Annotated in this window: 17 protein-coding genes; 14 read left to right on the forward strand and 3 right to left on the reverse strand. The window is 67.9% G+C overall.

The annotated features are described in order from the left end of the window. Positions 1 to 61 precede the first annotated feature (61 nt). Both QTH97_RS21560 and QTH97_RS21565 read left to right on the forward strand, forming a co-directional pair. Entirely contained in the window at positions 62 to 1,027 is a 966-nt protein-coding gene (locus QTH97_RS21560; RefSeq protein ID WP_286570500.1) for an Abi family protein, read from the forward strand. Beyond that, positions 1,024 to 4,344 (forward strand): type I restriction endonuclease subunit R, encoded by a 3,321-nt coding sequence (locus tag QTH97_RS21565; RefSeq protein ID WP_286570501.1) that lies wholly within the window; start codon positions 1,024 to 1,026, stop codon positions 4,342 to 4,344. Before QTH97_RS21560 ends, QTH97_RS21565 begins: the two co-directional genes overlap by 4 nt. On the opposite strand, the gene QTH97_RS21570 is transcribed toward QTH97_RS21565, so the two are convergent. Beyond that, the gene (locus QTH97_RS21570; RefSeq protein ID WP_286570502.1) at positions 4,334 to 4,759 is read right to left on the reverse strand and encodes a VOC family protein; all 426 of its coding nucleotides are present in this window, start codon (positions 4,757 to 4,759) and stop codon (positions 4,334 to 4,336) included. The two genes, QTH97_RS21565 and QTH97_RS21570, sit on opposite strands and share 11 nt — an antisense overlap. 48 nt (positions 4,760 to 4,807) lie before the next feature. Then, positions 4,808 to 5,212 carry a VOC family protein gene (locus QTH97_RS21575; protein WP_286570503.1) on the reverse strand — a complete coding sequence of 135 codons (405 nt, stop codon included), beginning with the start codon at positions 5,210 to 5,212 and terminating at the stop codon, positions 4,808 to 4,810. A 103-nt stretch (positions 5,213 to 5,315) separates the two neighbouring features. On the opposite strand from QTH97_RS21575, the gene QTH97_RS21580 reads away from it, so the two are divergent. The 10 genes from QTH97_RS21580 to QTH97_RS21625 all read left to right on the forward strand — a co-directional run bounded on the left by QTH97_RS21580 (position 5,316) and on the right by QTH97_RS21625 (position 15,111). Then, on the forward strand, positions 5,316 to 5,963 hold the full coding sequence (locus QTH97_RS21580; RefSeq protein ID WP_286570504.1) for a TetR/AcrR family transcriptional regulator: 648 nt from the start codon (positions 5,316 to 5,318) through the stop codon (positions 5,961 to 5,963). A 96-nt stretch (positions 5,964 to 6,059) separates the two neighbouring features. Next, positions 6,060 to 6,806 (forward strand): PAS domain-containing transcriptional regulator, encoded by a 747-nt coding sequence (locus tag QTH97_RS21585; protein WP_286570505.1) that lies wholly within the window; start codon positions 6,060 to 6,062, stop codon positions 6,804 to 6,806. A 182-nt stretch (positions 6,807 to 6,988) separates the two neighbouring features. Then, the gene (locus QTH97_RS21590; protein WP_286570506.1) at positions 6,989 to 7,855 is read left to right on the forward strand and encodes an FAD binding domain-containing protein; all 867 of its coding nucleotides are present in this window, start codon (positions 6,989 to 6,991) and stop codon (positions 7,853 to 7,855) included. 29 nt (positions 7,856 to 7,884) lie between these two features. Then, on the forward strand, positions 7,885 to 8,376 hold the full coding sequence (locus tag QTH97_RS21595) for a (2Fe-2S)-binding protein (RefSeq protein ID WP_286570507.1): 492 nt from the start codon (positions 7,885 to 7,887) through the stop codon (positions 8,374 to 8,376). After that, on the forward strand, positions 8,373 to 10,787 hold the full coding sequence (locus tag QTH97_RS21600; protein WP_286570508.1) for an aerobic carbon-monoxide dehydrogenase large subunit: 2,415 nt from the start codon (positions 8,373 to 8,375) through the stop codon (positions 10,785 to 10,787). The genes QTH97_RS21595 and QTH97_RS21600 overlap by 4 nt, the downstream gene beginning before the upstream one ends. Positions 10,788 to 10,809: 22 nt before the next feature. Continuing rightward, complete coding sequence (locus QTH97_RS21605; RefSeq protein WP_286570509.1) at positions 10,810 to 11,433, forward strand: SRPBCC family protein; 624 nt, start codon at positions 10,810 to 10,812, stop codon at positions 11,431 to 11,433. Positions 11,434 to 11,441: 8 nt separating this feature from the next. Next, complete coding sequence (locus tag QTH97_RS21610; protein ID WP_286570510.1) at positions 11,442 to 12,347, forward strand: AAA family ATPase; 906 nt, start codon at positions 11,442 to 11,444, stop codon at positions 12,345 to 12,347. Further along, complete coding sequence (locus QTH97_RS21615; RefSeq protein WP_286570511.1) at positions 12,344 to 13,507, forward strand: vWA domain-containing protein; 1,164 nt, start codon at positions 12,344 to 12,346, stop codon at positions 13,505 to 13,507. Before QTH97_RS21610 ends, QTH97_RS21615 begins: the two co-directional genes overlap by 4 nt. Before the next feature lie 52 nt (positions 13,508 to 13,559). After that, positions 13,560 to 14,435 carry an XdhC family protein gene (locus tag QTH97_RS21620; RefSeq protein WP_286570512.1) on the forward strand — a complete coding sequence of 292 codons (876 nt, stop codon included), beginning with the start codon at positions 13,560 to 13,562 and terminating at the stop codon, positions 14,433 to 14,435. A 1-nt stretch (position 14,436) separates the two neighbouring features. Then, on the forward strand, positions 14,437 to 15,111 hold the full coding sequence (locus QTH97_RS21625) for a nucleotidyltransferase family protein (protein WP_286570513.1): 675 nt from the start codon (positions 14,437 to 14,439) through the stop codon (positions 15,109 to 15,111). Position 15,112: 1 nt separating this feature from the next. Here QTH97_RS21625 and QTH97_RS21630 read toward each other — a convergent pair whose 3' ends face one another. Then, positions 15,113 to 16,915, reverse strand: coding sequence for an NAD(P)/FAD-dependent oxidoreductase (locus QTH97_RS21630; protein ID WP_286570514.1), 1,803 nt, complete (start codon positions 16,913 to 16,915; stop codon positions 15,113 to 15,115). A 174-nt stretch (positions 16,916 to 17,089) separates the two neighbouring features. Between QTH97_RS21630 and QTH97_RS21635 the strand changes: the two genes are divergently transcribed. Continuing rightward, on the forward strand, positions 17,090 to 17,554 hold the full coding sequence (locus tag QTH97_RS21635) for a ferritin-like domain-containing protein (RefSeq protein ID WP_286570515.1): 465 nt from the start codon (positions 17,090 to 17,092) through the stop codon (positions 17,552 to 17,554). A 26-nt stretch (positions 17,555 to 17,580) separates the two neighbouring features. Continuing rightward, the gene (acuI, locus tag QTH97_RS21640) at positions 17,581 to 18,570 is read left to right on the forward strand and encodes an acrylyl-CoA reductase (NADPH) (protein WP_286570516.1); all 990 of its coding nucleotides are present in this window, start codon (positions 17,581 to 17,583) and stop codon (positions 18,568 to 18,570) included. Positions 18,571 to 18,621: the final 51 nt, after the last annotated feature.

An 18,621-nucleotide genomic window follows, 5' to 3' on the forward strand; every position in this document is an offset into this window, starting at 1 on the left:
AGCGACTTCGCTACAATTGCGGCAACACGACCGCCACGCCTCTGCTCATGCATGCGCAACCTTGGCGGTCTTTTCTTTTGTGCGGGCGATTCTGATGGCGACCGCGCCTTCTCCAGCGCCGTACGCGAAACCTGCCCTGACGTTCGAGGGACAGCTCGCCGTTGTTCAAGCGCGCGGCTTGATCGCCAACAACCGGGACGCGGCATTTGCAGCGTTCTCTTCAATCAGCTACTACCGCCTGAGCGGCTATTGGTACCCGTTTCGCTTGCGCGCTGCAGACGGAGCAGTTTCCGAGGACTTCGAGCGCGGGGCCTATCTTGAGAGCGTTCTGCGTCTCTACGAATTCGACCGGCGGCTTCGGTTGCTGGTGCTCGACGCATTGGAGCGTGCGGAGGTCGCGCTGCGCACGGCGGTCGCCTATCAACTTGGCCATCATTACGGCGCGTTGGGACATGAAGACGCGGCGACCTTCCACCCCAGCTTCGATCACGCTGCCTGGATCGACAAACTTCACGGAGAGGCACGTCGCTCACAGGACGCGTTTGTGACCCACTACCGCCGCCGCTACACGAATTTCCCGGCGCTGCCAGTCTGGATGCTGACCGAAGTCATGAGCTTGGGCAGCCTGTCACGCCTCGTCCGGAGCCTCAAGGCAGAGGACAAGAGAGCCGTTGCCACACGCTTTCACCTCCATCCAAAGCGCCTCGAGAACTGGCTGCATGTGCTGACGTATGTTCGCAATGTGTGTGCGCATCACAGCCGTCTATGGAATCGCGAGTTGGCCATCCGGCCCGACCTCAAGGGCGGCGCCGATTGGCTTCCACCGGTGACTCCGCGCAACGACCGTGTCTTCTATGTCCTGCTCATGTTGCGTCATCTGCTGCGGTGTTGCGGCAATGGAGATGATTGGGCGAAGTCCTGTGAAGCGCTGCTGCTTTCGATGACTTCGAATTCGCGATGGAGGATCGCGATGGGATTTCCGGAGGCTTGGACGAGCCATCCTCAATGGGTGTCGGAGCGCAAATGATTGACTTTTCGATTGCGGGCGAGCATTGCGGGTGTCATATCCCGGCGCTGCGCCTGCTCTGCAACCTGGGCTGGCGCTACCTGAGCGCCGCTGCATGCCTCGAACTCCGAGGCGGAAGAACCCGTGAGCTTGTCCTCAGGCCCCGGCTCGTCGAGTATCTGCAGACGCGCCGCTTCGACTACAAGGGCAGCTCGCATCCGCTGTCCGCGGGCGCGATCGAGCAGATCCTGCGCGAACTCACCACCATCGGCCTGAGCGATGGCCTGCTGGCCGCCAACGAGCGGCTCTACGCCAAGCTCGCCTACGGCATCACCGTCGCCGAGTTCATGCCCGACGGCAAGAAGCACCAGCCGACCATTTCCCTCATCGACTGGACCGACCCCGCTGCGAACCGCTTCGAAGTGACCGAGGAACTGCGCGTGCTCTCCAGCCAGGGCACCCACCACCGAGCGCCGGACATCGTAGGCTACGTCAACGGCATTCCGCTCGTGGTGATCGAGGCCACGCCGCCGAACGGCCCGCGCGGCGACAGCGACGCGACGGTGCGCGAAGGCATCCGCCAGCACCTGCGCAACCAGCTCGACGACGAGGTGCCGGATCTCTTCGTCCATGCGCAGCTGCTGCTCGCCATCAGCCCGAGCGATGGCCGCTACGCCACCACGCGCACGCCGGCCGAGTTCTGGGCGCGCTGGAGCAAGGAGGAGGAATTCGAGGACGCGCACATCCAGGCGCTGAAGAACAAGCCGCTGTCCGCCGAGACCCATGCGGCCCTCTTCGAAGGCAAGCCCGCCGACCTGCGCGAGCGTTTCGAGCTGCTGTGGGCGCTGCCCGCATCGCCCAACGCGCTGGATCGCCTGCTCGTGGGCCTGCTCACGCCGACCCGCCTGCTGGCGCTGCTTCGCGGCTTCGTGCTGTTCGACCGCAAGGCCGGGAAGATCATCGCGCGCCACGCGCAGTTCTTCGGCGTGCGTGCATTGCTGAAGCGCCTCGCCCTGCTGCGGGCCGACGGCTCGCGCGAGGGCGGCGTCGTCTGGCACACCGCCGGCTCGGGCAAGAGCCTGACGATGGTGTTTCTCGCCAAGGCCCTGCTGCTGGACGACGCCCTCAAGGAGAGCCGCGTGGTGGTCGTGACCGACCGGCTGGACCTGGAGCGCCAGCTCGCCCGCAACTTCATGGCCAGCGGCGCTTTCGGCTCGTCGATCGCCGCGCAGAAGGAAGGCGAGCGCAGCAAGGCCGTGTCGGGCCGCGACCTGGCGAGCCGCATCGGCCGGGGCACCGAGCGGATCACCTTCGCACTCGTTCAGAAGTTCCTGACCGCGTCGCGCCTGCCGGAGTGCCGCAACGGTTCGCCCGACGTCATCGTGCTGGTGGACGAAGGGCATCGCAGCCACGGCGGCGAGATGCACGAGCGCATGAAAAGGGCATTGCCGCGTGCCGCCTACGTGGCCTTTACCGGCACACCGCTGCTGAGGAAGGAGAAGACGGCGGGCAGGTTCGGCCCCATCGTGCACGCCTACACGATGCAGCGCGCGGCGGAAGACGGGATGGTCGTGCCGCTGCTCTACGAGGAGCGCATGCCCGAACTCGCGATCGACGCGCAGGCGGTGGACCGCTGGTTCGGCAAGATCACCGCCGGCCTCCCCGATGTGCAGCGCGCCGACCTGAAGAAGAGGTATGCCAGTCGCGTGGCCGTGCACGGCGCCGCCCGGCGCATCGAGTTGATCGCCTGGGACATCGCCACGCATTTCAGCGAAACCATCCGGAAGGTCGCGCCGGGGCTCAAGGGCCAACTCGCCACGGCCAGCAAGCGCGATGCGATCCGCTACAAGAAGGCGCTCGACGCCACGGGGCTGGTCACCAGCGCGGTCGTGATCTCGCCGCCGGATGCGTCGGAGGGACACACCGGAGCCGGCCCGGCAGACGAAGAGGCAATGTCCGAGGTCCAGGCGTGGTGGCGGCAGCACATGCAGATACCCGGCCGCGACGCGGCGCAGTACGAGAGGCAGGTGCTGCACGCCTTCGCCTCCGAGGGCGATCCCGACCTGCTCATCGTGGTCGACCGCCTGCTCACGGGCTTCGACGAACCACGCAACGCCGTGCTCTACATCGACAAGCCGCTCGAAGGCCACACGCTGATCCAGGCCGTGGCCCGCGTGAACCGCCTGCACGGCGCCAAGCATCATGGACTGCTGGTCGACTACCGCGGCATCCTCAAGGAACTGGACACGGCGGTTCGCGCCTACCAGGACCTGGCGACGCGCACGCAAGGCGGATTCGACGTGGAGGACCTCGACGGCCTCTATGTCCCGATCGGCACCGAGACCCGGCGACTGCCGGCGCTGCATCAGGCGGTGTGGGACATCTTCCGGGGCGTGCCCGACCGCGAAGATCCCGAGCAGCTTCGCCAGGCCCTGAGCCCGCGCTTCGCGAGCGATGGCCGCATCGAATACGACGATCGGCAGAAGCTGCGCGACGACTTCTCCGCCGCGCTCACGGCCTTCGGCAGGTGCCTGCAGACCGCGCTGTCATCGCGCGGCTTCTTCGACGACGGCGCAGTCTCCGAAGCGCAGATCGCGCGCTACAAGCAGGATCTGCGTCTGCTGCGCGAGGTGCGCCAGACCGCGCGGCGCGACGCCATGGAAACGGAGCCCGGCGCGTACGACGCGCAGCTTCGCAAGCTGGTCGACCGGCAGGTGATGGGCACCGAGGTGCGGGAGCCGGACGGCAGCTACGTGGTCCATCGGCTGGCCGAGACGGAAAGCGCCGAAGCCTGGTCGGACGACAGGACGCGCAACGAGGCCGCCTTGCTCAGGACCCGCTTGCGCAAGACCATCGAGTTGGACCTGGCAGGTGATCCCTACGCGCAGAACGCGTTTTCCGATCTGTTGAAGAAAGCCGTCGCGGAGGCCGAGGCGATGTTCGACCTCCCGCGCAAGCAGTACGCTCTTCTGCGCGAATTCGAGCATCGCGTGGAAGCCCGCGCCGCGCCGGGCATGCCGGACGAACTCGCTGCCCATCCGGAAGCACGGGCGTACTTCGGCGCGATCCTGATGGTGCTGGGCGACGAGGCCGTGGAATCGCTCGATGCGACGCGGCGCAAGGGCCTGGTCGAAGATGCGCTGGCCATCAGCGAGGTGGTTCAACTCGCGAAGGCCGAGCACTCGCTGAATCCGCAGAGCATCGAAGCAGCCATCCGGAGGGGCCTGCTACCCCGGCTCTATGGCCCCCTGGGGCTGGACAAGGCCCGCGAAGTGATCGGCCATGTATGGCGGATCACCCAGAACGGGTTGAGCCGACAGGCCCCGCTCAGCTCTTGACGAGCACCATCCACGACACTCCGAAGCGATCCGCCACCATGCCGAAGGCCGGCGAGAAGAAGGTCTTGGCCAACGGCATCTGCACCTGCCCGCCCTCGCCCAGCGCAGCGAACAGTCGGTTGGCTTCGGCTTCGTCTTCCGCGAGCAGGGAGAGCGAGAAACCCTGGAACACGGGCTTGCCCGTGTTGCGGCCATCGGAGGCCATGAGCGTCGTGCCGCCCACGGTGAAGCTCGCGTGCATCACCTTGTCTCCGGGGATCGGCGTGCCATCGGTGGCGCATCCTTCGCCGGCCTGGGGCTCCGGGTTCTCCTTGAAGCGCATCAGCATCGTGACCTCGGCGCCCACGGCCTTGCGATAGAACTCGAGCGCCTCTTCGCAGCGGCCGTCGAAGAAAAGATAGGACTGGACTTCCATGATGTTCTCCTTGCAGATGGTGAGAGGGGTGAGGGGGATCGTGGTGGATCAGCTCTGCGGCGGCATGGCGCTCATGTGCACCAGCTCCCACATGTGGCCGTCGAGATCCTGATAGCCATGCTGGTACATGAAGCCGTGGTCCTGCGGCTTGTTCGGCGTGGTGCCGCCGGCGGCCAGCGCCTTGGCGACCATCTCGTCGACCTGGGCGCGGCTCTCGCAGGAGAGGCACAGCAGCACCTCGGTGGTCTTCGTCGCATCGGCGATCGGCTTCGGCGTGAAGGTCTTGAAGTAGCTCTCGACCAGCAGCATCACGTAGATGTCGTCGGACACGATCATGCAGGTGGCGTTCTCGTCCGTGAACTGCGGGTTGAACTTGTAGCCGAGTCGGGTGAAGAACGCGACCGACCGGTCGAGGTTCTTGACGGGGAGATTCACGAAGATCTGGGTCGCCATGGGGTTCCTTCGAAGCCTCGAATGAGGGAAGATGTGTCACGTTGTGTACAACGTCCACAAGACGATAGCAAAGATAATGGACGCTGTCCACATGAAAGACTCGATGCCCATCCCGATCGCTCCCAGCCCTCCTCCGCGTAGCACTTACCGGCATGGCGACCTGCGGCGCGCGTTGCTGGAGTCGGGTGTCGAACTCGCGCGCAGCGGCGGCCCCGATGCGGTGGTGCTGCGCGAGGCCACGCGCCGTGCAGGCGTGGTTCCCAATGCGGCGTACCGGCACTTCGCGAGCCGGCAGGCACTGTTGCAGGCGGTGCGTGCGGCAGCCCTTGCCGCCGTCGCCGTCGCCATGGAGGCCGAACTCTCGGCCTTGCAGCCCACACGCAAGCCGGCGGACTTCGCACGTGCGAGCGTGCGCGCAGTGGGTACGGGCTACCTGCGATTTGCGCAGGCCGAGACCGGCCTGTTCCGCACGGCTTTCGCGACGACGGTGGATGTGGAGGATGTGCCCGCCGAGACCAAGAGCGGCCAGAGCGGCATGAATCCGTTCGAGTTGCTGGGCGCTGCGTTGGATCGACTTGTCGATGCGGGCGTGATGCCGCCCGAGCGCCGTCCTGGCGCCGAGTTCCTCGCCTGGTCAGCCGTGCACGGACTGGCGCTGCTCATCATCGACGGGCCCTTGCGCGGCATGCCGCGAGAGCAGACCGATGCGCTGGGGCAGCGGCTGCTCGACATGGTGGAGAAGGGGCTGTAGGCCGCCGATCGGGCTAGGGCCCGCCCCCCTGCGCAACGACGCGCAAACAGTGCTTCAATTGCCTTCCTGCTCCCACGGCCGGCCATGGAGACACGAATGCAAAGCCGCAGCCCCCTGTATCTGCTCGAGCGCTCGGATGTCGGCGTGGTCCAGCTCGACCGCGAGCTGAGGGTCGTCGCGATGAACAGCTTCGCGCGCCGCGTGCTGCCGGTGGAGGACAAGCAGCCCTTCGAGAAGATGGTGCTGTCCTTCCATCCCGAGCACTCGCAGCCCAAGGTGAAGTTCCTGCTCGACCAGGCGGAGTGCCCGGTCAGCAATCCGCCCCCGATGACGATGATCATCAACATCCCCGAGCGCGTGCTGCTGATCAAGGTGGCCAAGCTCTCGGACCTGCGTGGCGACACCGCGAGCTACACGCTGATCTTCTACGACATCACCGAGCTCGTGAGCGGCGAGGAGCCCGCGGTGCAGAAGCCGCAGGCCAAGCGCCAGTTGCAGAAGATCCCGACGGTGTCGCAGAACCGCATCGTGCTCGTCGATGTGGAAGCGGTGACTTACATACGATCCGAGGGCCACTACACGTGGGTCAGCACCGCGCAAGGATCGAGCTTCTGCAATCTCAACATCAGCGATCTGGCGGAACGGCTCGACGGCGCTTCCTTCCTGCGCATTCATCGCAGCTACCTCGCGAACCTCGATTTCGCCGAGCAGATCCTGCGCGACAACGGCAAGGTCAGCCTCAAGCTGCGCGGCGAAACCACGCCCCTGCCGGTCGCGCGCACCAGCGTGCCGCGCCTTCTGGAGCAGCTCGGCATCGCCGAAATCGACGCGCTGCGCAGCTGATCCGGGATAACCCGGAACACGGTCCGGCGGCGCGCAGTTCATGCAGCTGTCCGCGCATTTCGTGCGCGCGTCCCCGTGCTTCGTGCGCGGGAATTCTGCGGCCGATCCTGTGGTCTTAAGTTCACTGCCTGTACGCGGGCCGAAGAGCCCGGTGGCCTGCTGCACGACAGGAGACAAGCACGATGATCCCCGCCGGATTCGACTATCACGCGCCCCGCTCCGTCGGCGACGCGATCCAGCTCCTCGGCACGCTCGGCAGCGATGCCAAGCTCCTCGCCGGTGGCCACAGCCTGCTGCCGATGATGAAGCTGCGCTTTGCCCAGCCCATGCATCTCATCGACCTGAACCGCATCGACGCGCTGCGTGGCATCCGCGAGGACGGCGCCACCGTCGTGATCGGCGCGATGACCGTCGAGAATGAACTCATCCGTTCCCCCCTGCTGCGCGAGAAGGTGCCCCTGCTGCCCGAAGCCGCGCGCCAGATCGGCGATCCGCAGGTGCGCAATCGCGGCACGATCGGCGGCGACATCGCGCACGGCGATCCGGGCAACGACCACCCGGCACTCGCCATCGCGCTCGATGCCGTGCTGGTGCTCGAAGGCCCGAACGGCAGCCGCCGGGTGCCGGCGGACGGCTTCTTCAAGGGCACCTACATGACGGACATGGCCGAAGACGAAATCCTCGTCGAGATTCGCGTGCCCGCCTTCGCACCCAAGACCGGCTACGCCTACGAGAAGCTCAAGCGCAAGACCGGCGACTGGGCCACCGCCGCGGCCGCCGTGGTCCTGCGCATCGATGGCGGCGGCAACGTGAGCCACGTCCGCATCGCGCTGACCAACCTCGCGCCGACCGCCTTGCGCGCCGTCGATGCCGAAGCCGCCGTACTCGGCAAGCCACTGACCGACGCGAGCATCGCGGATGCCGCCGCGAAGGCGATGGCGATCTGCGATCCGGCCGAAGACCTGCGCGGCGATCGCGACTACAAGACGGCGATGGCGGGCCAGATGGTGAAGCGCGCCCTTGCCAAGGCCGCCGCACGCTGCCAGTGAAGACCAACGAGCGCACGGAGACACACCCCATGGCCAAGCAACTCATCAGCGTCAACGTCAACGGCAGGCGCATCGAGAAGGCGGTGGAGCCGCGCATGCTGCTCGTGCACTTCCTGCGCGAGGAATGCCACCTCACCGGCGCGCACATCGGCTGCGAGACCAGCCACTGCGGCGCCTGCACCGTCGACATCGACGGGCAGTCGGTCAAGGGCTGCACCCATCTTGCGGTGCAATGCGACGGAGCGGACGTGCTGACGGTCGAAGGCCTCGCGCAAGGCGCGGTGCTGCACGCGGTGCAGGAAGGTTTCTACAAGGAGCACGGCCTGCAATGCGGCTTCTGCACGCCGGGCATGCTGATGCGCGCCTACCGCTTCCTGCAGGAGAACCCGAATCCGACCGAGGATGAAGTCCGCGCCGGGATGAGCGGCAACCTGTGCCGCTGTACGGGCTACCAGAACATCGTCAAGGCGGTGCTGCATGCCGCCGCCAAGCTGCAGCAGACTGAAAAGGTGGCCGCATGAACGCCCCCATCGACCCCGCGCTGCTGGAACGCAGCTCCGCGTTGCAAGGCCTCGGCGACAGCCGCCTGCGCAAGGAAGACGCGCGCTTCATCCAGGGCAAGGGCAACTACGTCGACGACATCAGGATGCCCGGCATGCTGCACATGGACATCGTGCGTTCGCCGGTCGCCCATGCGCGCGTGAAGAAGATCGACAAGACCGAGGCGCTGAAGGTGCCCGGCGTGATCGCAGTGCTCACCGCCGACGACCTCAAACCGCTCAAGCTGCACTGGATGCCGACGCTCGCGGGCGACGTGCAGGCCGTGCTGGCCGACGAGAAGGTGCACTTCCAGATGCAGGAGGTCGCGGTCGTCATCGCCGAGGACCGGTACGCGGCCGCCGACGGCGTGGAGGCGGTGCTCGTCGAGTACGAGGAACTGCCCGTGGTGATCGACCCCTTCGCAGCGCTGGAGCCGAACGCGCCCGTGCTGCGCGAGGACCTCGCCGGCAAGACCGACGGCGCGCACGGCAAGCGCGACCATCCCAACCACATCTTCACCTGGGAGGCCGGCGACAAGGCCGCCGCGGACGCGGCTTTCGCGAACGCGCCGGTGACGGTGGCCGAGCGCATCTTCTATCCGCGCGTGCACCCCTGCCCGCTGGAGACCTGCGGCTGCGTCGCGAGCTTCGATCCGGTGCGCGGCGAGCTGACCACCTACATGACCTCGCAGGCGCCGCACGTCGTGCGCACGGTGGTCTCGCTGCTGTCGGGCCTGCCGGAGTCGAAGATCCGCATCGTCTCGCCCGACATCGGCGGCGGCTTCGGCAACAAGGTCGGCGTGTACCCCGGCTATGTGTGCGCGATCGTTGCGAGCATCGTGCTGGGCAAGCCGGTCAAGTGGATCGAGGACCGCATCGAGAACATCTCCAGCACGGCCTTCGCCCGCGACTACCACATGGATGGCGAACTCGCGGCCACCGCCGACGGCAAGATACTCGGCCTGCGAGTCGACGTCATCGCCGACCACGGCGCCTTCGATGCCTGCGCCGACCCGACCAAGTATCCGGCCGGCCTGTTCCACATCTGCTCGGGCTCGTATGACATACCCGCCGCGTGGTGCAGCGTGAAGGGCGTCTACACCAACAAGGCGCCGGGCGGCGTGGCCTACCGCTGCTCGTTCCGCGTCACCGAGGCGGTGTACCTCATCGAGCGCATGGTGGACGTCCTGGCGCAGAAGCTGGGCATGGACAAGGCGGAGATCCGCGCGAAGAACTTCATCCGCAAGGAGCAGTTTCCGTACACGTCGGCCTTCGGCTTCGAATACGACTCGGGCGACTATCACACCGCACTGCAGAAGGTGCTCGACGCCTGCGACTACAAGGGACTGCGCGCCGAGCAGGCCGCCAGGCGCGCCGATCCGGACTGCCCGACGCTCATGGGCATCGGCCTGGTCGCCTTCACCGAAGTCGTCGGCGCCGGGCCGAGCAAGATGTGCGACATCCTCGGCGTCGGCATGTTCGACAGCTGCGAGATTCGCGTGCACCCGACCGGCAGCGCCATCGCGCGCATGGGCACCATCACGCAGGGCCAGGGGCACCAGACCACCTATGCGCAGATCATCGCGACCGAACTCGGCATCCCTTCCGAAGTCATCCAGGTCGAGGAAGGCGATACCTCCACCGCGCCCTACGGCCTGGGCACCTACGGATCGCGCTCGACGCCCGTGGCCGGCGCCGCCATCGCTCTCGCCGCGCGGAAGATCCACGCCAAGGCGCGCAAGATCGCCGCGCACCTGCTCGAAGTCGGCGAGAACGACCTCGACTGGGAAATCGACCGCTTCAAGGTCAAGGGCGACGACAGCCGGTTCAAGTCGATGAAGGACATCTGCTGGGCCGCCTACCACCAGGCGCCACCGGGGCTCGAACCCGGCCTGGAGGCAGTGCACTACTACGACCCGCCCAACTTCACCTTCCCCTTCGGCATCTACCTGTGCGTGGTCGACATCGACCGCGGCACCGGCGAGACCAAGGTGCGCCGCTTCTATGCGCTCGACGATTGCGGCACGCGCATCAACCCGATGATCATCGAAGGCCAGATCCACGGCGGGCTGACCGAAGGCTATGCGGTGGCGATGGGCCAGCAGATGCCTTTCGATGCGCAGGGCAACCTGCTCGGCAACACGCTGATGGACTACTTCCTGCCCACGGCGGTGGAGACGCCCAAATGGGAAACCGACCATACCGTGACGCCGTCGCCGCACCATCCGATCGGCGCCAAGGGCGTGGCCGAGTCCCCGCACGTCGGCTCGATCCCTACTTTCACCTCGGCCGTGGTCGATGCCTTCGCGCACCTGGGCGTGAAGCACATGGTGATGCCGCACAGCGCTTACCGCGTGTGGCAGCAACTGAAGGAGAGCGGCGTCGCGCTCTGAATCATCCCGAGAAAAGGCCACGATGGAAGTCAAGATCGACAAGCGCTACCCGCTCGATGTGGATGCGGCCCGTGCGTGGCAGGTGCTGCGCGACGTCAAGGCGGTCGCCGGCCTCATGCCGGGCGCGGCCATCACCGAGCAGGTCGACGACACGCACTACAAGGGCAACGTCAAGGTCAAGGTCGGCCCGGCGAACGCGGCCTTTGCGGGCGACATCGAGGTGCTTGCGCTCGACGAGTCGGCGATGAAGTTGCAGATGCTCGGCAAGGGCGCGGACCGCGGCGGCTCGTCGGCCTCGATGGACCTCAGCGCCACCATCGAGCCCGGCGAATCTGCAGCCACCTCGGTGCTGGCGGGGCAGGCCGTGGTCGCCGTCAGCGGCAAGTTCGCGCAGTTCGGCAGCCGGCTGATGGTGCCGGTGTCCGAGATGCTGCTGGCGCAGTTCGTCGACAACTTCCGCGCAGCGGCCGCGGCGCTGCCGGCGCCGGACGCATCGGGTGCGGCGACTGCAGACCCGGCGGCGGCACCGTCGTCCTCCCCGCCCCCCGCCGCGGCACCCGCACCAGCGCGCGAGATCAACGCGCTCGCCATGCTGTGGAGCCTCGTCAAGGGCTGGTTCGCGGGCCTGCTCGGCAAGGGCACCTGAAACGCGCCATGACCGAAGCCGAGCTGCGCGAATCGCTGCACCGCGCCGGCTACATCGCCGACGAAGGCCTTGCCACCACGCTGTGGCTGGCTGGTGAATTGCAGCGGCCGCTGCTGGTGGAAGGCGATGCCGGTGTCGGCAAGACCTCGCTGGCCGCCGCGCTGGCGCAGGCACGCGGCCAGGCGCTCGTGCGGCTGCAATGCCACGAGGGGCTGGACCTCTCCCAGGCGGCCTACGAGTGGAACTACGGTCGCCAGCTGCTCGCGATCCGCCTGCACGAGACGCAACCGCAGGGCATGAAGGAGGCGGATCTCTTCTCGCGCGACTACCTGCTCGAACGCCCCTTGCTGCAGGCCATCTCCAGCGACGCGCCCTGCGTGCTGCTGATCGACGAGATCGATCGCGCCGACGAAGCCTTCGAGGCCTTCCTGCTCGAAGTGCTGGCCGACTACCAGATCACCGTGCCCGAACTCGGCACCGTGCACGCCACGCACGTGCCGCAGGTCGTGCTGACCAGCAACGGCACGCGCGAGCTGTCCGACGCGCTGCGCCGCCGCTGCCTCTACCACTACCTCGAATACCCGACGCTCGCGCGCGAGATCGCGATCGTGCGCGCCACCATGCCGCACGCCGAGAGCGCGCTGGTCGAACAGGCGGTGGCCTTCGTGCAGCGCCTGCGTCGCGAGGACCTCGCCAAGACACCCGGCGTGGCCGAGACGCTCGACTGGGTGCGCGCGCTGCACCGGCTCGATTTCAAGGCCATGCCCGACGACCCGCACGCGCTCGCCGGCACGCTGGCCTGCCTGCTCAAGACACGCGAGGACCGCTTCCAGTTCGGCGAGGACCGCGTCCGCCAGCTCATCGAGGGGCGGCGCACCGTCGGCGTGGCCGAGAAGGCGCCGCAGCCCACATGAACACCACCGCACGCCCGCTCGACGGCATCGCCGGATTCGCGGCCCTGCTGCGTGACCACGGCCTGAAGGTCGGCGTGGCGGAGCAGCAGGCGATGGTGAGCGCCGCCCTGCGCGTGCCGATCGAGCGCGCGTCCCGGCTCGATGCGGCCTGGCGCTCCATCGCCTGCCACGACGCACGCGACTGGAAGCGTTGGCCCGAACTCTTCGAGCGCTACTGGCACCCCACGCGCACGAAAGGCAAGACGCGGACGAGCGGCGAGACGCGCCCGAGCCGCAACCTGCGGCAAATGGTGAAGAGCCTGCACGACAGCATGGACGGCGCACCGCCGTCGACACGTCCGACGCAGGACACTTCCCTGCAGGCACCGACGGTGCAGGCAGACGATGCCGGCCTGCCACGCGCCCAGGGCGGCGCGAGCCGTGCCGACGCGTTGCACGACCGTGCGTTCTCGGAATGGCTGCCGCAGGACCTGGCGCAGCTCGAACGCCTGGCCGAGCAGATCGCGCAGCGCCTGCGCAAGCGCCTGACCCGCCGCTGGCACGACAGCGCGCAAGGCCGCCGCCTCGACGTGCGCCGAACCTTGCGCGCCAGCCTGCGCACCGGTGGCCTGCCCGTGCATCCCGTGTGGCGCGCGCCGCGGCGCGACTGGCCGCGCCTCTTCATCCTCGTCGACGTGAGCCGGTCGATGGAGACCCACGCGCAACTCTTCCTGCGCATCGCCCGCGCCTTCGTGGCGGCGATGAATGCACGCGTATTCGTCTTCCACACCCGGCTCGCCGAAGTCACGCCGCTGCTGCGCAGCGACTCCGCCGCAGTGCAGGAGAAGATCAACGCCGTCACCGCCGGCTTCGGCGGCGGTACCCGCATCGCCACGAGCCTCGCCGACTTCCATGCGGTGCATGCGCGCGCTCAGCTCACGCGCAATGCGCGCGTGTGGGTGCTGTCGGACGGTTTCGATGCCGACGCGCCGCCGCGCCTCGCCGAAGAACTGGCGCGCGTGCGCCGGCGCGGTGCGCGCGTCCAGTGGTTCCACCCGTCGGAACGGCTGCCGGCCTCGCAGGCGATGCAGGGCGTCGTCGAACACGGCGGCCTGGTCGAGGGATTTGCGCGCCTCGACAGCCTGCGCGACCTGGCCGGGCTCGCGCAGCACCTGCGCTGAACGCCGGCACCGCAACGTGATCCAACCTTTTCCCGCTCGCCAAGGAGTCGCAATGAACAACGTCGACACGGTCTTCGATGCCGCCCAGCGGCTGCAAAGGGCCGGCAAGCCCTATGCGCTGGTCAGCGTGATCAAGGCGCTGGCGCCGGCATCGGCCCACCCCGGCGACAAGGCCGTCGTCACGGCCGATGGCGACTTCCATGGCTGGATCGGCGGCGGTTGCGCGCAGCCCGCCGTCGTCCGCACGGTGCGGCAGGTACTGGCCGATGGGCATGCACGTCTGATCCGAATCGCACCGACCGCCGATGGGCAGGAGAAGGACCTCGGCGACGTGCTGGAATTCGGGATGGCCTGCCACTCCGGCGGCACGCTGGAGCTGTTCGTGGACCCGGTGCTGCCGCAGGCGCAACTGGTGGTGATCGGCGCTTCGCCGGTCGCCGCCAGCCTGAGCCAGCTCGCGCCGCGCGTGGGCTTCGCGGTCACGCTGGTGGCGCACGAGGCGCAGGCGGCGGACTATCCGGATGCGCAGCGCGTCATCGCGAGCGACGACGCGGCGGCAGTCACGTCGCAGGTCGCGCCGGGCGCATGGGTGGTCGTCGCGACGCAGGGCCGCCGCGATGTGCAGGCGCTGCGGCTGGCGCTCGCGCTCGATGCACGGCAGGTGTCTTTCGTCGCCAGCGCGCGCAAGGCACAGGTGCTGAAGGAATCGCTGATGGCAGCGGGCGCCGACGCAGAGGCGGTGGGCGCGATCGTCGCGCCCGCGGGCTATCCGATGCCTGCGACCACGCCGGAGGAAATCGCCTTGTCGGTGCTGGCCGCGGTCGTCTCGCACCGGCGCGGCGCCGAGCGCGCATTGCCTGCTGCCCACGCGGCGGCGGATTCGCCATCGGTCCCGGCTGCAGCGAAACCCTCCTGCTGCGGGCACTGACATGGGCTGCATCCTCAAAGGCGGCGGCGGCCTCTACGCGCGCATGGCGATCGGCGCGGTGCTGCTCGCGGCCGGCTCCGGGAGCCGGCTCGGCGGCCGGCCGAAATCGCTGCTCGAACTCGGCGGCGTGCCGCTCATCCGCCGGCAGTTGATCGCGCTTTCGGGCGCGGGCGTGGACGAGGTGGTCGTCGTGCTCGGCCATCACGCGGACGCGATCGAGGCGGCCGTGCGCGACTTCCCCGTCACCCTGGCGCGCAATCCATCGCCGGACGACGGCCAGGCCTCGTCCGTGCGCATCGGCCTGCAGGCGCTGTCGCCGAAGCTGGACGCGGTGATCGTCGCGCTGGCCGACCAGCCGATGATCAACGCGCAGGACATCACGGCGCTGATCGGCGCCTTCAAGAAGCGCGGCGACGCCTCGATGGCCGTGCCGCGCGTGGCGGGCGAGCCGGGCAATCCGGTGATCTTCGAATCCGCCTTGCGCGACGAGTGGCTGGCCGGCGATGCGAACGCGGCCTGTCGCCGCTGGCGCGATGCCCATCCGGAGCGCGTGCGCTGGTTCGACACCGATAACAGCCGCTACCGGGTCGACATCGACACGCCGGAGGATCTCCGGGCTTTCACCGAGCGCACGGGCCACGAGCTGCGCTGGCCCGCCGTGCTCGCTGCCGTCTGATTCAGCGCCGGTGGTGGCTTGGCGCCAGTTCGTACACCGGCGTCGACAGGCCCTCCATGCGCGCCTTCAACTGCAGCGAGAGGAACTGCGAATAGTGCCGCGACTGGTGCAGGTTGCCGCCATGGAACCACAGCTGCGGCACCTGTGTCGGCTTCCACATGTTGCGCAGCTCGCCTTCCCACGGCCCCGGGTCCTTGGGCGTGTCGGAGCCCAGTCCCCAGACCTTGCCGACCTTGTCCGCCAGCTCCGGCGAGATCAGGTCGGCCAGCCAGCCGTTCATCGAGCCGTAGCCGGTCGCGTAGACGATCAGGTCGGCCGGCAGTTCGCTGCCGTCGCTGAGCGTCACCGAGCGTGGGTTGATGTGCTCGATGGTCACGCCGCTGCGCAGCTTGATGCTGCCGTTGGCCACCAGCTCCGAGGCGCCCACATCGATGTAGTAGCCCGAGCCGCGCCGCAGGTACTTCATGAAGAGGCCCGAGCCGTCGACGCCGAAGTCCAGCAGGAAGCCGGCCTTCTCAAGCCGCGCGTAGAGGTCCGCGTCGCGCTTCTTCATCTCGTCGTACACCGGCACCTGCATCGGCGCCATGATCTTGTAGGGCACCGAGGCGAAGATCAGGTCTGCCTTGTCGGTCGTCACGCCGGCCTTGACCGCAGACTCGGAGTACAGCCCGCCCAGCGCCAGCTCCATCAGCGAATCCGAGGGCGCGATGTGCGTCGAGCTGCGCTGGATCATGGTCACGTCGGCGCCGTTCTCCCACAGCGCCGCGCAGATGTCGTGGGCCGAGTTGTTGGAGCCGAGCACCACGCACTTCTTGCCGCGCCAGGCCTCAGGCCCGGGATGCGCGCTGGAGTGGTGCTGCTCGCCCTCGAAGGTCTCGGCGCCAGGGATCTTCGGTACGTTCGGGTAGCCCGAGACGCCGAGCGCGAAGACGAGCTGCTTCGGCCGCAGCGTGATCTCCTTGCCGTCGCGCTCGACGGTGACTTCCCATTCCTTCTTCGCCTCGTCGAAGCGCGCCTTCTTCGCGGTGGTCGAGCCCCAGTAGTTGAGCTCCATCACCTTGGTGTACATCTCCAGCCAGTCGCCGATCTTGTCCTTGGGCGAGAACACAGGCCAGTCCTCGGGAAAAGGCAGGTAGGGCAGGTGGTCGTACCAGACCGGGTCGTGCAGGCACAGGCTCTTGTAGCGCTTGCGCCAGGAGTCGCCCGGCCGCGCGTTCTTCTCGACGATGAGGGTCGGCACGCCCAGCTTGCGCAGCCGCGCGCCGAGCGCGATGCCGCCCTGCCCGCCGCCGACGATCACGACATAGGGCTGCTCGGTGAAGCCCAGCGTCTTCGCTTCCTCGTCGCGCTTTTCGAGCCAGGTCTTGCGCTGGGGGTTCGCGCCGTGCTCGGCGCCCTTGATGCGCCGATCGCCCTTGCGCTCCTCGAAGCCCTTCAGTTCGGTCATCGTCGTCAGCAGCGTCCAGGCCTTGCCCTTGCGCAGCCGCAGGTGGCCACGTCCGCGCGCGACGGCGGTCTCGAAGGTGAACCACGCGTCCACCACGCCATCGGCCTCCGTCGCCTCGCCTTCGACCGCGAAGGCGCTCGGCTTCGTTTCGGCCAGCCGTGCCTCCAGCATCTTGCGGATGGCCTCGGGGCCTTCCTGTGTCCGGATGTTCCAGGTGAAAGCGACCAGGTCGCGCCAATAGCAGTCAGGCTCGAACAGCGCGACCGCCGCATCGATGTCCTGCCGTTCCAGGGCGGACGTGAAATCGGCCAGCCAGGCGCTGGCCATCTGCGTCGGATGAGTGGACAGATCCGTCATCTATGTGTCTCCTTGGTTCCCGGTCTCGTGCACGCGGGCGAGCCGGGCGGCAACCGTACGCCCATCGTCCGGCCCCGTCAAACGGCCTTGGCTGCTTGCGCCGGCGCGGGGATCGTGCGAGTCTTTGCGAGGCGCTGCTGGTGGCGCCGGCTTCGCTTGCGGAGGTGCCTTCCCATGTCCCAACTCGACAAGGCCCAGGTCGTCGATGTCCTCAACCGCCTGCTGGAAGCGGAGCTGGCCGGCGTCGTGCGCTACACGCACTACTCCTTCCTCGTCTTCGGTTTTTCGCGCATCCCGATCGTCTCGTGGCTGCGCGAGCAGGCCAACGAATCGCTGCTGCACGCGCAGCAGGTGGGCGAATGGATCACGACGCTCGGCGCCTACCCGTCGCTGGGCATCGGCCCGCTGCTCGATTCGCACAAGCACGACATGTCGGCGATCCTGCAGGAGTCGTTGGCGACGGAGGGCAAGGCGCTGGACCTGTACCGCGAACTCCTCCGCCTGGTCGAAGGCCACTCCGTGGCGCTGGAGGAATTCGCCCGGCAGATGATCCAGCTCGAGGAACTGCACGCGGCCGACGTCGACAAGATGCTGCGCAAGCCCGGCGAAGTGCGCGCCTTCGCCGCGCGCAGTGAGTGAAGGCTAAATCACCAGGGAGCACCGCAATGTTCGAAGCCCTGCTGCTCACCAAGGCCGACGACGGCACTACCCAAGCCGCCGTCACCTCCCTCGACGAGGCCCGGCTGCCCGAAGGCGAGGTGCTCGTCGACGTCGCCTATTCCACCGTCAACTACAAGGACGCGCTCGCGATCACCGGCAAGTCGTCCGTGGTGCGCAAGTTCCCGATGGTGCCCGGCATCGACCTCGCCGGCACCGTGGCCGAGAGCAGCGATGCGAACTTCAGGCCCGGCGACGCGGTGCTGCTCAACGGCTGGGGTGTTGGAGAAACGCACTGGGGCGGCCTCGCGCGCAAGGCCCGGGTCAAGGCCGACTGGCTGCTGCCCATTCCCGCGAGCCTCGATGCGCGGCAGGCCATGGCGATCGGCACCGCCGGCTACACCGCGATGCTGTGCGTGATGGCGCTGCAGCATCACGGCGTGACGCCCGCCGCGGGCCCGGTGCTGGTGACCGGTGCGAACGGCGGCGTGGGCAGCATCGCCATCGCGCTGCTCGCGAAGCTGGGCTTCGAGGTGCACGCATCGACCGGCCGGCCGCAGGAGGCCGCGCACCTCCAGCGCCTGGGGGCCAGGGAGATCATCGACCGCGCCACGCTGGGCGAACCCGGCAAGCCCTTGCAGAAGGAGCGGTGGGCCGCGGCGGTGGACAGCGTAGGCAGCCACACGCTCGCCAACGTCTGCGCGAGCCTCAAATACGGCGGCACCGTCGCCGCCTGCGGGCTGGCGCAGGGCCTGGATTTTCCTGCGAGCGTCGCACCGTTCATCCTGCGCAGCGTCACGCTCGCGGGCATCGACAGCGTCCATGCGCCGCAGACGCGCCGGCTCGCGGCCTGGCAACTCCTTGCCAACGAGCTGCCGCGCGATCTGCTCGACGCCAACACCGAGACCATCGGGCTCGGCGCGGTCATCGACATCGCACCGCGCCTGCTGGCCGGGGAGGTGCGCGGGCGGGTTCTCGTGGACCTGGCCGCGTCATGAACGGATACATCGCCGGAAGCTGGCGCGCCTTGACATCCTCAGGGCCGGCCT

Source organism: Variovorax gracilis (assembly GCF_030317115.1).
In the GTDB taxonomy this organism is placed as follows: domain Bacteria; phylum Pseudomonadota; class Gammaproteobacteria; order Burkholderiales; family Burkholderiaceae_C; genus Variovorax; species Variovorax gracilis.

Bases quoted from the DNA above. Each gene is read 5' to 3' on its own strand.
- QTH97_RS21565 (WP_286570501.1), top strand. From the start codon at position 1,024: ATGATTGACTTTTCGATTGCGGGCGAGCATTGCGGGTGTCATATCCCG.
- QTH97_RS21570 (WP_286570502.1), bottom strand. From the start codon at position 4,759: ATGGAAGTCCAGTCCTATCTTTTCTTCGACGGCCGCTGCGAAGAGGCG.
- QTH97_RS21575 (WP_286570503.1), bottom strand. From the start codon at position 5,212: ATGGCGACCCAGATCTTCGTGAATCTCCCCGTCAAGAACCTCGACCGG.
- QTH97_RS21580 (WP_286570504.1), top strand. From the start codon at position 5,316: ATGCCCATCCCGATCGCTCCCAGCCCTCCTCCGCGTAGCACTTACCGG.
- QTH97_RS21585 (WP_286570505.1), top strand. From the start codon at position 6,060: ATGCAAAGCCGCAGCCCCCTGTATCTGCTCGAGCGCTCGGATGTCGGC.
- QTH97_RS21590 (WP_286570506.1), top strand. From the start codon at position 6,989: ATGATCCCCGCCGGATTCGACTATCACGCGCCCCGCTCCGTCGGCGAC.
- QTH97_RS21595 (WP_286570507.1), top strand. From the start codon at position 7,885: ATGGCCAAGCAACTCATCAGCGTCAACGTCAACGGCAGGCGCATCGAG.
- QTH97_RS21600 (WP_286570508.1), top strand. From the start codon at position 8,373: ATGAACGCCCCCATCGACCCCGCGCTGCTGGAACGCAGCTCCGCGTTG.
- QTH97_RS21605 (WP_286570509.1), top strand. From the start codon at position 10,810: ATGGAAGTCAAGATCGACAAGCGCTACCCGCTCGATGTGGATGCGGCC.
- QTH97_RS21610 (WP_286570510.1), top strand. From the start codon at position 11,442: ATGACCGAAGCCGAGCTGCGCGAATCGCTGCACCGCGCCGGCTACATC.
- QTH97_RS21615 (WP_286570511.1), top strand. From the start codon at position 12,344: ATGAACACCACCGCACGCCCGCTCGACGGCATCGCCGGATTCGCGGCC.
- QTH97_RS21620 (WP_286570512.1), top strand. From the start codon at position 13,560: ATGAACAACGTCGACACGGTCTTCGATGCCGCCCAGCGGCTGCAAAGG.
- QTH97_RS21625 (WP_286570513.1), top strand. From the start codon at position 14,437: ATGGGCTGCATCCTCAAAGGCGGCGGCGGCCTCTACGCGCGCATGGCG.
- QTH97_RS21630 (WP_286570514.1), bottom strand. From the start codon at position 16,915: ATGACGGATCTGTCCACTCATCCGACGCAGATGGCCAGCGCCTGGCTG.
- QTH97_RS21635 (WP_286570515.1), top strand. From the start codon at position 17,090: ATGTCCCAACTCGACAAGGCCCAGGTCGTCGATGTCCTCAACCGCCTG.
- acuI (WP_286570516.1), top strand. From the start codon at position 17,581: ATGTTCGAAGCCCTGCTGCTCACCAAGGCCGACGACGGCACTACCCAA.